Genomic DNA, 14,789 nt, shown 5'->3' on the forward strand with positions numbered 1-14,789 from the left:
CCATGTTAACCATTGCCGATACCACTTTTACGTCCCGGCTGTTTACCGGCACCGGTAAATTCGCCACCGCGGAATTAATGCGGCAAGCCATCGCCGCGTCCGGCAGCCAATTGGTCACCCTGGCGATGCGCCGGGTGGACCTGCGCGGCGGTAATGACGCCATCCTGCCCGCCCTGCGCCAGGCAGGGGTAAAGTTACTGCCCAATACCTCAGGCGCAAAAACCGCCGAGGAGGCGGTGTTCGCCGCCCGCCTGGCGCGCGAGGCGCTGGGCACCCGCTGGATAAAACTGGAAATCCATCCGGATATGAAATACCTGCTGCCCGATGCGGTCGAAACGTTGAAAGCGGCCGAACAGCTGGTGCGCGAAGGTTTTGTGGTCTTGCCCTACTGCGGCGCGGATCCGGTATTATGCCGCCGTCTGGAGGAGGCCGGCTGTGCGGCGGTGATGCCGCTAGGTTCGCCGATCGGCTCCAATCAGGGTTTGATCACCCGCGATTTCCTGCGCATTATCATTGAACAGTCGGGCGTGCCGGTGGTGGTGGACGCCGGTATCGGCGCCCCCAGCCAGGCCCTGGAAGCGCTGGAAATGGGCGCCGACGCGGTACTGGTCAATACCGCCATCGCCGTAGCCCGCAACCCGGTGGCCATGGCCGGCGCGTTCAGGCTGGCGCTGGAAGCCGGCGCCCTGGCGCGCGAGGCCGGGCTTGCCGCCACGCTAACCCAGGCCAGCGCCACCAGCCCGCTAACCGGATTTTTGCGCCATCCCCAGGAAGAGGGGGCGGCCTGATGACATCTTTTCTTGACCACTGGCGCCGGCTCGGCTGGGACGACGCCGGACTGCAAATCCACGCCAAGACCGCGCGCGACGTGGAGCGGGCGCTGAATGCCCCGCGCCTGGACCGGCAGGATTTCATGGCGCTGCTGTCACCGGCGGCGCTGCCTTATCTTGAACCCATGGCGCAGCGTGCCCAGCAACTGACCCGCCAGCGTTTCGGCAATGTGGTGGGGTTTTATCTGCCGCTCTATCTTTCCAACCTGTGCGCCAATGATTGTACCTATTGCGGTTTTTCCATGAGCAATCACCTGAAACGCAAGACGCTGGATGAGCAGGAAATCATCCAGGAATGCGAGGCCATCCGGGCGATGGGTTTTGATAATCTGCTGCTGGTCACCGGCGAGCATAAGACCAAGGTGGGCATGGACTATTTCCGCCGTTACGTGCCGTTGATCCGCCGGTATTTCAGCGCGCTGATGATGGAAGTACAGCCATTATCCCAGGAAGATTACGCCGAGTTGAAAACCCTCGGCCTGGATGGGGTGATGGTTTATCAGGAAACCTACCATGAGCCAACCTATCAAAAACATCATCTGCGCGGGCAAAAAATGGATTTTGCCTGGCGGCTGGAAACGCCGGATCGGCTGGCGCGGGCCGGAATCGACAAGATTGGCCTGGGGGCGCTGATAGGATTGTCGGATAACTGGCGCACAGACTGCTATATGGTGGCCGAGCATTTGCTGTATCTGCAAAAGACCTACTGGCAAAGCCGCTATTCGCTTTCTTTCCCGCGCCTGCGCCCCTGCGCCGGAGGCATTACGCCTGCGTCCCTGATGAATGAATCACAGCTGTTGCAAGTGATGTGCGCCTTCCGGTTATTGGCCCCTGACGTAGAGCTGTCGTTGTCCACCCGGGAATCGCCCTGGTTTCGCGATCACGCGGTGCCCATCATGGTGAACAGCCTCAGCGCCGGGTCCAAGACCCAACCGGGCGGTTATGCCGGCGGCCGGCCGGAGCTGGAGCAGTTCGAGCCGCATGATAACCGCTCGCCGCAGGCCGTGGCGCGGATGGTAACAAAGGCCGGGTTGCAACCGGTATGGAAGGATTGGGACAATTATCTGGGCAGGTCGCCGACGCTGGTTAAATAAACGATGATGAGCACTTCGAGGATTTTAATCTGATTTATCGGCGGGACAATCATCAGTCCCGCCGATAAGTATGCCTTAATCAGCGCCAGCCTAGATTACTCCGGGCAGCGGAACATTTTTAATCGGCGCACACCACAAATCCCGCGTTCTCGCCTGATATCCCCATGAGCAATTTCAGTCCGTTCTGTTTGTTGAGAGCTTCGACGGCCGGGCCGGCTAAAACAATTGGGGATGCCGTACCAGACCAAATAAAGCCGCCGGGGGATAAGGGCCATCCACTCGTGCGCATTGTGCTATAGGCTGCCTGCAGAGAAGTAAAGGACGGCAATCTACAGTGTGAGCTTGCCAGTGAATAACTCGCCACTGCCCAATTTTCATGATTAAAACTCTCGCTGTAGCCGCCGGTGAGTTCTGAGGTAAGCCTGGGGCGCTGGATACCGCCGATGGACTCTACCATATGACCATAATAATTGGCGGCCGGAACGTTCGGGCTGGTGGCTACGGTAAAGATAACGTCTTGCGTCACACTTTTCCCCCCGGGTGCGACAACCTCAATAGTGGTTTTAACCCCCTTCCCCACGGGGTCGGTTAACGGAATGCTGATTTTACCCGTCGCCATCGCCACTCTGCCTTCATATTTTGGCGCATCGTTAATCAACAGCGTGGCACTTTCCGACCTGTTTTGCCGATTGACGGCGCCAAGGGAATGGATATTGATGAGCACATCGCCTGCCGGCGAACCGTCTCCCAAGGTCGCGTCCACCGTCAACATAATCTGCTCGCCGGCTTGCGCCTGCGCCTTGTCCACTGTGACTTTTAACTCAATGCTATCAGGAGTGAAATTCAGCTCTTTTACCATTTCGCTGATTTCGACGCCGTCCACTTTGGGCGCGACCCTGACTATGCCGGGTTTAGTACCCCGCACGGTGGCGGTATACGTGCCATCACTCTCGCTAAGAGGCGAGAGGGTCACGTTATCTCCCGGCGAAGCGCTGAAAGCAAGCCGGGCGCCCAATCCGGCTACTGCCCGGCCGCTCGTATCCCTGGCGCTAAAGGTCAGCGTAGCGGTCTCGGTGTTATCCGCCGTCAGCGTATCCTTATCGATTGCAAAGGCGGATTCGGCTGCATCCACCGCCAAGGCGATCAGGGTGATGGGCTTACTCAGGCTCGCCATGCGATCGCCTCCAACCGACGGCGTTATCGTATAGTGTCCCGGTACGGAGCCGAACAATCGGGCGACATAGGCCCCCTCACCATCAAACCGCGCATTTTCTTGTCTGAAACCCGTTAACGATGAAGGATGAAAATCAATATTGCCTACTGTTTTGGTCAGGTTGCCATATTCATCCCGCGGTATCAGCTTAAGCTCTACGCTATCTTCATCATTGGCTTTAAGCGGGTCCCCGCTGATGCTGAATACGGAATGAAGCTCGCTGAACGGGCCTGGCGTCAAGGTTATCACTTTCACCAAGTTGCTTAATTGCTGGCCGTCGATTGACGGCGCGATATTGATACTGCCCGCCACGATACCGCTCAGCCGGGCGGTATAATGCCCGTCGGTTTCCACCATGTCTGAAATCGAGATCCCCGCTGACGGCAAAGCGATAAATTTCAAACGCTCGCCCAGCGCCGTGACCAGCTTGCCGTCCTTGTCCTTGGCGATAAAGCGCAAGACAGTGAAGGCATCGCCCACCGTAAGCGTATCTTCGCCCACGCTGAAATCAGAGTGGCCTTCGTATGCCTGGGCCGCGCGCAGGCTGACGGTTTTCGCCAAGGCGTCCCTCTTCACGCCGTCCACAACCGGCGTAATGGTCACCGTCCCCGGTTGAGTGCCCTTTAAAGCGCTGCTATAGCTACCGTTATCTTCCTCTATCTCGGTCAAAACGGCGCCCTCTAACGCCGTCATAGCAAACACTAAGCGTGGACCGAGGCCGGTGAGGGCATTGCCGGCGCCATCCCTGGCGCTGAAGACGACCGTCGCCTGTTCGGCGCCGTCGGCAAGAATATTGTCGCGACTGATATCAAACCCCGATCGGCTATGATCCAGATCCAACGACAGCAAGACAACGCTGATTGGCTGCAACGCTTGTCCGTGAATCATCGGCGTAATGACTGTCCGTCCGGTATCGCTGCCGGCGGCCAGGGTGGCCGAATAGACACCGGCGGCGGTTTCACTGATATCACCCACCACCGGCGCCGCGCCGGTTACGCCGGCGCTTGCCGCGGCGAAAGCCTGGCCGTCCCCGCGTTCAAATGTAATATCCAACGTCAGCGCCTCCGCCATTCCACTCAACGGCTGATGGCTTTCATCCCTAAGACTGATTGATAGCAGGCTGGTTGAAACACCATCCGCCGGTAACCTGTCCGGCGTTGCCGTCGTGGACGTCGACGCCAGGCTGATGCCCAGACCGGTCACCGTAAGCTGGGTATAGGCGGGGCTTGAAGCGTTGCCTTTTTTATCATGGGCCGTTGCACCAATAGTATAACGATTTGTCGTGCCGGCGGGCAGATAGGACGGCAGGGTCACCGCCAGGATATGGGGCGCCGATTGCGTGATGGAACCGCCGGCGGCGATCAATTCCGCAGCATTCCACTCCACGCGGTCCAGGGCATGGGTAGCGGTAACCTGGGCGGTGATGGTGAGCTGTTGGCCGGAATTTCCGTTCAATCGCTCCGGCATCAGCAGGCGGATAGCATCCTGCTTTTGATAGTCCAGCACGATATGATTATTGCGCTCCACCAGATCATAACGGCTACCTGCCAGGGTTCGCCCGGCCGCAACGGCGGATGGGTCCACCTGGTCAAGCCACGAATCCCCCAGGCGGTAATTGATTTGCAGGTTGATACGGGAATCATGCTGCCCGCTCTTACCCTGGCGATGCTCACCGCCTAGGGTCAATAGCGGAAACGGCGTATAATTAAGCCCCAAGGTAAACGCATAGGGATCCCTTTGCCGATTGTTTTTGCCAAATAACGCCACCTCGTCGCCGCGATAGCTTTCATACATCAGCTTGCCGCCCAATTGCGGATGCGACGGCAGAAAAGCCTCGGCACGCAGGTCATAACCATTGGCCGGTCGTTCGTTATAATCCGCGAAATCCCGCGATTGGCGCCAACTGCTCAAGCGAAAATAGCTGTTGGCCGATAATTTCAGGTAATGGGTCCAGGCTTCCGCGCCGATCCCGGCCCGGCGATTTCTTCCGGTAAAGTCATTATCATAAAAAGTATTCACTCCGTACATCCAATCGCCGTAAAAAGTCCGCACGCCGCCGCCGATATTACCGGTATTACGGTGATCGTTATTGCGTATGCCCCCTTGGATGAATACCATAGCATCCTGGTTTTCATATAACGGCACCAAGAGATCGAGCGCGCTATTGTCCAGTTTGAATCGCTCATTGAGATTGAGCTGTAACCGCACGGTGCCGAATTGATCAAACCAGTCTTTGGCATAATGGCCCGCCCCGCTTACCAGCGCCGAACGCGCCATATTGAGCGCCGCTTTATTGCTTGGTTGTTCTGACAGCATATTCCCCGCCGACAGCGCATGGACGGCAATCTTATTCTCCACCGCGGCGGACTCCGGTTGTCCTAAGGCTGTCGCTGGAGCAGATGCTATACTGAGTGGGAACACGGCCTGCGCGGCAATGACCATCCAGGCGACGGGCCGCCATAATGGGAAACGCCGGTTGTCGGCGGGTGTACGGGTGACTGAACATTTCTTAGGATCGGATGTAGGGTATGAGGGCTTTCCTGGCATGAATTTTTCCTATTAATCGTCAGGGCGCGCTATTACATGGATAGTGATTATTCAGATATGGCTTCACTAATTCCTTTTTAATTTATTTATAATAACGATGCATAATTCTCCTTATCTTATGTCGTTAATGCAGCTTAATATTTTTTGGAAAATTAATTATTTTAATTACATTATCTGCAGGAAAAATAAAAACATCTTGATGAGATTATGATGTATTTCAGGGGAATTATTAAGGCGGATATTTAAATTACCAGAAACTCGTATTCTGAAAGAGAACACTATTTAAGTTAGTCACCATTAATATAATTCATACCAATAACTTCAATCTATGACTCAAACCCAGGCAAAAAAAAACCGCCCGGTCAGGGCGGTTTTATAGGACGTCAGGGGGAAGGATTAACGATTATTTATCGTTATTGCCACCCAGACCGGCGTTAAGCAGTTCCGCCATGTTGGCGGACGCTTCATCAGCGGTGACCGACGGTACTACCGGCACTTCGCCCAAGGCGCGACGGCGCGCGCGATCCTGATGGTAGGCATAGCCGGTACCGGCTGGGATCAGCCGGCCGACGATGACGTTTTCCTTCAGGCCGCGCAGTTCATCGCGTTTCCCGGCAACGGCGGCTTCGGTAAGCACGCGCGTTGTCTCCTGGAACGAGGCCGCGGAGATAAAGGACTCCGTGGCCAACGAGGCTTTAGTGATACCCAGCAGATCGCGGCTAAACGTCATTTCAATCTTGCCGTCCGCATCCAGCTGGCGGTTGGCAATCTTGACGCGTGAGTATTCAGCCTGTTCGCCTTCCAGGAAGTCGGTGCCGCCGGCGTTAACGATGGTTGCTTTGCGCAGCATCTGACGAACGATAACTTCGATATGTTTATCGTTAATCTTAACGCCCTGCAGACGGTAAACGTCCTGCACTTCGTTGACGATGTAACGGGTCACGGCATGGACACCACGCAGGCGCAGGATGTCATGCGGCGATTCCGGTCCGTCGGAAATCACGTCGCCGCGTTCCACGCGTTCGCCTTCGAACACGTTGAGCTGGCGCCATTTCGGTATCATCTCCTCGTAGGCATCGCTGCCATCGATCGGCGAAATGACCAGGCGGCGTTTGCCCTTGGTTTCTTTACCGAAAGAAACGATACCGCTGATTTCAGCCAGGATGGCCGGCTCTTTCGGACGACGGGCTTCGAACAGGTCGGCTACACGCGGCAGACCACCGGTGATATCCTTGGTACCGCTCGATTCCTGCGGCAAACGCGCCAGGGTGTCGCCGCCGGTGATAGCCAAGCCATCTTCCAGCTGGACGATGGTTTTACCCGGCAGGAAGTACTGCGCCGGCATATCGGTACCGGGGATCAGCACGTCATTGCCATTGGCATCGACGATTTTCAGCGCCGGGCGCAGGTCTTTACCGCCACCGGTACGTTCCGCCGTATCCAATACCACGATAGAAGACAAACCGGTAAGTTCGTCGGTCTGGCGGGTAATGGTCTGGCCGTCGATCATGTCGGTGAAGCGCATAAAGCCGCTCACTTCGGTGATCACAGGCATGGTATGCGGATCCCAGTTGGCAACCGTTTCGCCGCCCAGGACTTCGGAACCGTCGCCCTTGGCCATAACAGCACCGTAAGGCACTTTATAGCTTTCCTTGGTACGGCCGAATTCGTCGATCAGCTTCAGTTCGGTGTTACGCGACGTGATAACCAGTTTACCCACGCCATTGACAACGAACTTGGCGTTGTTCAAGCGGATGGTACCCTTGTTTTTCACCTGAATGCTGGATTCGGCGGCGTTACGCGAGGCGGCGCCACCGATATGGAACGTACGCATGGTCAGCTGGGTGCCCGGTTCGCCGATGGACTGCGCGGCGATAACGCCGATAGCCTCACCTTTGTTGACCAGATGCCCGCGGGCCAGATCGCGGCCGTAGCAATTGGCGCACACGCCGAAGTCGGTTTCGCAGGTGACGACCGAACGCACCTTGATGATATCCACGGAATTTTCTTCCAGGATGTCACACCATTGTTCGTTCAGCAGCGTATTGCGCGGCATCAGAATGTCGGCGGTACCCGGCTTGAGAACATCTTCAGCCGTAACACGGCCCAATACACGTTCACGCAGCGGTTCCTTAACATCGCCACCCTCGATGACCGGGGTCATGGTCACGCCGGCATGCGTACCGCAATCGTCTTCAGTCACCACCAGATCCTGCGCCACGTCGACCAGGCGACGGGTCAGGTAACCGGAGTTCGCGGTCTTCAACGCGGTATCCGCCAAGCCTTTACGAGCACCATGGGTCGAGATGAAGTACTGAAGCACGTTCAGGCCTTCACGGAAGTTCGCGGTGATCGGCGTTTCGATGATGGAGCCGTCAGGCTTGGCCATCAGGCCACGCATACCCGCCAGCTGGCGAATCTGCGCCGCCGAACCACGGGCGCCGGAGTCGGCCATCATAAAGATGCTGTTGAAGGAAACCTGGCGCTCTTCCACGCCGTCACGGTTAATCACCGCTTCGGTGGACAGGTTGTCCATCATCGCCTTGGCAACGCGTTCGTTGGCCGCGGCCCAGATATCGATCACCTTGTTGTAGCGTTCGCCCGCGGTCACCAAACCAGACTGGAACTGCTCCTGGATTTCGGCCACTTCGGCTTCGGCTTCTTCAATGATGCCCGCTTTCTTATCCGGGATAACCATATCGTCGATACCTACCGACGAGCCCGAACGGGCGGCGTAGGCAAAACCGGTATACATGATCTGGTCGGCAAAGATAACGGTCGGCTTCAGGCCCAGCACGCGGTAACAGGTATTAAGCATCTTGGAGATGGCTTTTTTACCCAGCGCCTGGTTAACCAGCGCAAACGGCAGGCCCTTGGGCACGATCATCCACAGAATGGCGCGACCGACGGTCGTATCCACGATGTGGGTGTTCTCTACCCATTCGCCTTCTTCGTTCTTGGCATGCTCGGTGATACGCACCTTAACGCGCGCATGCAGCTCGGCAATGCCGCCGCGATAGATGCGTTCGGCTTCCTTCGGCCCGGTCAATACCATGCCTTCGCCTTTACCGTTCACACGGTCGCGGGTCATGTAATACAGACCCAATACCACGTCCTGGGACGGAACGATGATAGGCTCGCCGTTGGCCGGCGACAGGATGTTATTGGTGGACATCATCAGCGCGCGCGCTTCGAGCTGTGCTTCCAGCGTCAGCGGCACGTGCACGGCCATCTGGTCACCGTCGAAGTCGGCATTGTATGCCGCGCAAACCAACGGATGCAGCTGGATGGCCTTACCTTCAATCAGTACCGGTTCAAACGCCTGGATACCCAAACGGTGCAGGGTTGGCGCACGGTTCAGCAGTACCGGGTGTTCGCGGATGACTTCATCCAGGATATCCCAAACAACGGCTTCCTCACGTTCAACCATCTTCTTGGCTGCTTTAATGGTGGTCGCGAGGCCACGCAGTTCCAGCTTGCCGTAAATGAAGGGTTTGAACAGTTCGAGCGCCATTTTTTTCGGCAGGCCGCACTGATGCAGACGCAGGTACGGGCCTACGGTAATCACGGAACGACCGGAGTAGTCCACGCGCTTGCCGAGCAGGTTCTGACGGAAACGACCCTGCTTGCCCTTGATCATGTCGGCCAGGGATTTCAGCGGACGCTTGTTGGAGCCGGTAATGGCCCGGCCGCGACGGCCGTTATCCAACAGCGCATCCACCGCTTCCTGCAGCATGCGTTTTTCATTACGCACGATGATATCCGGCGCGGCCAGATCCAGCAGACGTTTCAAACGGTTGTTACGGTTGATCACGCGGCGGTACAAATCGTTCAGATCGGAGGTCGCGAAACGACCGCCGTCCAACGGCACCAGCGGACGCAGGTCTGGCGGCAGTACCGGCAGCACCGTCAGGATCATCCACTCCGGCTTGTTGCCGGACTGGACAAAGGCTTCCAGCAGCTTGATACGCTTGGTCAGCTTTTTACGTTTGGTTTCGGAGTTGGTTTCATTCAACTCTTCACGCAGCGTTTCGCATTCCGCTTCCAGATCCATGTTTTTCAGCAAGGCCTGGATCGCTTCGGCGCCCATCTTGGCGTCGAATTCATCACCGAACTCTTCCAGCGCGTCCAGATACTGCTCTTCAGTCAGGATCTGACGACGCTCCAGATTGGTCATGCCGCCTTCGACCACCACATAGGATTCGAAGTACAGCACACGTTCGATATCACGCAGCGGCATATCCAGCAGCAGGCCGATACGGGACGGCAGCGATTTCAGGAACCAGATATGCGCGGTCGGGGAGGCCAGCTCAATATGACCCATGCGTTCGCGACGCACTTTGGTCTGAGTGACTTCAACGCCGCATTTTTCACAGATAACGCCACGGTGTTTCAGGCGCTTGTACTTACCGCACAAGCACTCGTAATCTTTTACCGGCCCGAAGATTCGCGCGCAGAAAAGCCCGTCACGTTCAGGTTTAAACGTACGGTAGTTAATGGTTTCCGGCTTCTTGACTTCGCCGAACGACCAGGAACGGATCATATCTGGCGAGGCCAGAGCTATTTTGATCGCATCAAACTCTTCGGTCTTGGTTTGTGCTTTCAGAAACTTAAGCAAATCTTTCACGGATTGGCTCCTGTCGGAGTTAGACCTGTTAGGCGCCTGAAACGCTCAGGCGCCCTTATTACCGGTGCGAACGCACCCAAGCTGATCCCCCATCGTCTTTCAAGCCGCAGGTGCGCTGGCTGAAAGCCATAGGGGGTGAATTACTCTTCTTCCAGCTCGATGTTGATGCCCAGAGAGCGGATTTCCTTCAGCAACACGTTGAAGGACTCCGGCATGCCTGGCTCCATCGTATGATTGCCATCCACGATGTTTTTGTACATCTTGGTACGACCGTTAACATCATCCGACTTAACTGTCAGCATTTCCTGCAGGGTGTACGCGGCGCCATAGGCTTCCAGCGCCCACACTTCCATCTCACCGAAGCGTTGACCGCCGAACTGCGCCTTACCACCCAACGGCTGTTGGGTAACCAGGCTGTAGGAACCGGTGGAACGGGCATGCATCTTGTCATCAACCAAATGGTTGAGTTTCAGCATGTACATATAACCCACGGTAACCTGCCGTTCGAACTGTTCACCGGTACGGCCGTCAAACAAGGTGATCTGGCCGGAGGTCGGCAAGCCGCCCAACTGCAGCAGTTCCTTGATTTCTTTTTCCTTGGCGCCGTCAAACACCGGTGTCGCGATGGGCATGCCCTTCTTCAGGTTTTCAGCCAAACGGAACACTTCGTCATCCGTGAAGGTAGTCAAATCCACTTTCTGGCGCACATCATCACCCAGATCGTAGGCTTTCTGGATAAACTCGCGCAGCTTGGACACGTCTTCCTGGCGTTTAAGCATGGCGTTAATCTTGTCGCCGATGCCTTTGGCAGCCATGCCCAAATGGGTTTCCAGGATCTGGCCGATGTTCATACGCGACGGTACGCCCAGCGGGTTCAGAACGATATCCACGGGGACGCCGTTTTCATCGTAAGGCATATCCTCGATCGGGTTGATCTTGGAAATAACACCCTTGTTACCGTGACGGCCGGCCATCTTATCGCCCGGTTGGATCTGACGTTTCACCGCCAGGTAAACCTTAACGATTTTCAGCACGCCCGGCGCCAGATCATCGCCCTGGGTGATCTTGCGGCGTTTCGCTTCCAGCTTCTTCTCGAACACGGTTTTCAGTTCGTCGTACTGTTCCGCCAGTTGCTCAAGCTGATTCTGCTTGTCTTCATCGGTCAGACCCAGTTCCAGCCAGCGTTCGCGGGTCAGCTTGGACAGTTTTTCGTCTTCGATGCCGCCGGAAACCAGCACGTCATGGATACGGGCAAACAGGCCGGCTTCAAAAATCTGCAGCTCTTCGGTCAGGTCTTTCTTGACCTGCTTAAGCTGCATTTCTTCGATTTCCAGCGCGCGTTTGTCTTTTTCCACGCCGTCGCGGGTAAACACCTGCACATCGATAACCGTACCGGAAACGCCGTTAGGCACGCGCAGCGACGAATCTTTCACGTCGGAGGCTTTTTCGCCGAAGATGGCGCGCAGCAGTTTTTCTTCCGGGGTCAGCTGGGTCTCGCCCTTCGGCGTAACCTTACCCACCAGGATATCGCCGCCGGTCACTTCGGCACCGATATACACGATACCGGACTCATCCAGCTTGGAAAGCGCAGCTTCACCCACGTTCGGGATGTCGGCGGTGATTTCCTCAGGCCCCAGCTTGGTGTCGCGCGACACGCAGGCCAATTCCTGAATATGGATGGTGGTAAAGCGATCTTCCTGCACCACGCGTTCGGAGACCAAAATGGAGTCTTCGAAGTTGTAGCCGTTCCACGGCATGAACGCCACGCGCATATTCTGGCCCAATGCCAGTTCACCCAAATCGGTGGACGGGCCATCGGCCAGCACATCGCCGCGTTCTACCGGTTCGCCCAAGGACACGCACGGCATCTGGCTGATGCAGGTGTTCTGGTTGGAACGGGTATATTTAGTCAGGTTGTAGATATCGATACCCGCTTCGCCGGCCACCATTTCGTCCGGGTTAACGTTAATCACGATACGCGACGCATCAACATACTGGATGGTCCCGCCACGCTTGGCCACGGCGGTCACGCCGGAGTCAACGGCCACGGCGCGTTCCATGCCGGTGCCTACCAGTGGCTTGTCGGCGCGCAGGGTCGGCACGGCCTGGCGTTGCATGTTCGCACCCATCAGGGCGCGGTTGGCGTCATCGTGTTCCAGGAAGGGAATCAACGACGCGCCCACCGAGACGATCTGCTGGGTCGAGACGTCCATATAGTCGACCTGGTCGCGGGTGAACAGGCTCGATTCGCCTTTGCTGCGGCACGTGATCAAATCATCGACGAAATGGCCTTCTTCGTCGAGATTGGTATTGGCCTGGGCAATAACGAAGTTGCCTTCTTCAATCGCGGACAGGTAGTGGATCTCATCGGTGACCACATCTTCACGCACCCGGCGGTACGGCGTCTCAAGGAAGCCATACTCATTGGTCTGCGCATAGACGGACAGGGAGTTGATCAGACCGATGTTCGGGCCTTCCGGCGTTTCGATGGGACATACCCGGCCGTAATGGGTCGGATGCACGTCACGTACTTCGAAACCGGCGCGTTCACGGGTCAGGCCGCCTGGGCCCAACGCGGAAATACGGCGTTTATGGGTAATTTCCGACAGCGGGTTGTTCTGGTCCATAAATTGCGACAGTTGGCTGGAACCAAAGAACTCCTTCACCGCGGCCGAAATCGGCTTGGCGTTGATCATATCCTGCGGCATCAGCGTATCCAGATCGCCCAGGGACAGACGTTCTTTCACCGCACGCTCGACGCGCACCAGTCCGACGCGGAATTGGTTTTCCGCCATTTCGCCCACGGAACGGATACGACGGTTGCCCAGGTGGTCGATATCATCGACTTCGCCTTTACCGTTACGGATGTCGATAAGCTTCTTCATCACTTCAATGATGTCGAGCTTGCTCAGGATGCCCGAGCCTTCGATTTCCTCACGCAGCAGCGACCGGTTGAACTTCATGCGGCCAACCGCGGACAGATCGTAACGATCTTCCGAGAAGAACAGGTTTTCGAACAGGTTTTCAGCCGCTTCGCGGGTCGGCGGCTCGCCGGGACGCATCATGCGGTAGATTTCAACCAGCGCGCTCAGGCGATCGCTGGTCGGGTCGACGCGCAGGGTCTCGGAGATATACGAGCCATGGTCCAGATCGTTGGTAAACAGCGTTTCGATACGCTTATGTCCCGCCTGGCTCAGTTTCGCCAGCAGGTCCAGCGTCAGTTCCATATTGGCCGGACAAATGATTTCACCGGTATTTTCGTCGATGTAATCCTTGACCACCACTTTACCGATAATGTACTCAACCGGTACCTGGATTTTATCGATGCCGTCTTTTTCCAGCAGGCGAATATGACGCGCGGTAATACGGCGGCCTTTTTCGACATAGACGGTACCGTTGGCTTCGATATCAAACGAAGCGGTTTCACCACGTAAACGCTCAGGAACCAGTTCCATCTGCAGTTTATTGTCGTGAATTTCATAAATGACTTTGTCAAAGAACGTATCGAGAATCTGCGCGGTGGTGAAGTTAAGCGCGCGCAGTACGATAGTCGCGGGCAGCTTGCGCCGACGGTCGATACGTACGAACAGGTTGTCTTTGGGATCGAATTCAAAATCCAGCCAGGAACCGCGGTAAGGGATGATACGTGCGTTATACAGCACTTTACCGGACGAATGCGTCTTGCCCTTATCGCTGTCAAAGAATACGCCGGGGCTACGATGCAACTGGGAGACGATAACACGCTCGGTCCCGTTGATAACAAAAGTCCCGTTATCGGTCATGAGCGGAATTTCGCCCATGTAGACTTCCTGTTCCTTGATATCTTTAACCGTGCCTTCCGGTGCTTCACGCTCGTAAATCACGAGGCGCAGTTTTACACGCAGCGGTGCGGAGAAGGTGACTCCACGAATCTGGCACTCTTTGACATCAAATACAGGCTCGCCCAGACGGTAACTGACGTATTGCAGTTCCGAATTGCCGCTGTAGCTTTGGATGGGGAACACAGAACGGAATGCTGCTTCTAGTCCGTACTGCCCTTCCGGATCTTGCTCGATAAACTTCTGGAACGAGTCAAGCTGTATGGAAAGGAGATATGGGATGTCCAACACTTGGGGACGTTTCCCAAAATCCTTACGAATGCGTTTTTTTTCGGTATAGGAGTAAACCATAGGGTTCCTCAGCTCGCTGATCAGTGACCCACTCTGTCCGCCCAAGAAGGACAGGTCATGCAACACAATTTCTCTCGTTCGGAAAGAAAATTCCCCTTCCGCAATACCTGTTTCTATCACTCTTAAACCATTTCGTCGCACTTTGCTAAACCAGGGAGGCTCGACAGGAGGTGCAATATATTAAGTCGTCGATAGAGAAAGATATTGGGGTTGGCCAGTGGTTAAATCGTGTCAAACCCCACTGACGCCCTACAGCGCAAAAAGGCTGGTGACCAAAAAGTCACCAGCCATCAGCCTAGGTTCAGGCTG

General features: G+C 56.0%; 5 protein-coding genes. 2 read left to right on the forward strand and 3 right to left on the reverse strand.

Annotated elements, in window-relative coordinates; genetic code table 11:
* The first annotated feature begins 2 nt into the window (after positions 1–2).
* Together ACL2XN_RS16570 and thiH are read left to right on the forward strand one after the other, a co-directional pair.
* The gene (locus tag ACL2XN_RS16570) at positions 3–788 is read left to right on the forward strand and encodes a thiazole synthase (protein WP_410012665.1); all 786 of its coding nucleotides are present in this window, start codon (positions 3–5) and stop codon (positions 786–788) included.
* On the forward strand, positions 788–1,924 hold the full coding sequence (gene thiH / locus ACL2XN_RS16575) for a 2-iminoacetate synthase ThiH (RefSeq protein ID WP_410012666.1): 1,137 nt from the start codon (positions 788–790) through the stop codon (positions 1,922–1,924). Before ACL2XN_RS16570 ends, thiH begins: the two co-directional genes overlap by 1 nt.
* A gap of 118 nt (positions 1,925–2,042) precedes the next feature.
* Here thiH and ACL2XN_RS16580 read toward each other — a convergent pair whose 3' ends face one another.
* From ACL2XN_RS16580 to rpoB, 3 genes are all read right to left on the reverse strand, one after another.
* The gene (locus ACL2XN_RS16580) at positions 2,043–5,495 is read right to left on the reverse strand and encodes an inverse autotransporter beta domain-containing protein (protein ID WP_413729099.1); all 3,453 of its coding nucleotides are present in this window, start codon (positions 5,493–5,495) and stop codon (positions 2,043–2,045) included.
* Positions 5,496–6,087: 592 nt separating this feature from the next.
* Positions 6,088–10,311, reverse strand: a complete 4,224-nt coding sequence (gene rpoC, locus ACL2XN_RS16585) for a DNA-directed RNA polymerase subunit beta' (protein WP_410012668.1) — start codon at positions 10,309–10,311, stop codon at positions 6,088–6,090.
* A gap of 140 nt (positions 10,312–10,451) precedes the next feature.
* Positions 10,452–14,480 carry a DNA-directed RNA polymerase subunit beta gene (gene rpoB / locus ACL2XN_RS16590; protein WP_410012669.1) on the reverse strand — a complete coding sequence of 1,343 codons (4,029 nt, stop codon included), beginning with the start codon at positions 14,478–14,480 and terminating at the stop codon, positions 10,452–10,454.
* Between the last annotated feature and the right edge of the window lie 309 nt (positions 14,481–14,789).

Source organism: Sodalis sp. RH22, from assembly GCF_047324165.1.
In the GTDB taxonomy this organism is placed as follows: domain Bacteria; phylum Pseudomonadota; class Gammaproteobacteria; order Enterobacterales; family Enterobacteriaceae; genus Acerihabitans.

Bases quoted from the DNA above. Each gene is read 5' to 3' on its own strand.
- thiH (WP_410012666.1), top strand. From the start codon at position 788: ATGACATCTTTTCTTGACCACTGGCGCCGGCTCGGCTGGGACGACGCC.
- ACL2XN_RS16570 (WP_410012665.1), top strand. From the start codon at position 3: ATGTTAACCATTGCCGATACCACTTTTACGTCCCGGCTGTTTACCGGC.
- rpoB (WP_410012669.1), bottom strand. From the start codon at position 14,480: ATGGTTTACTCCTATACCGAAAAAAAACGCATTCGTAAGGATTTTGGG.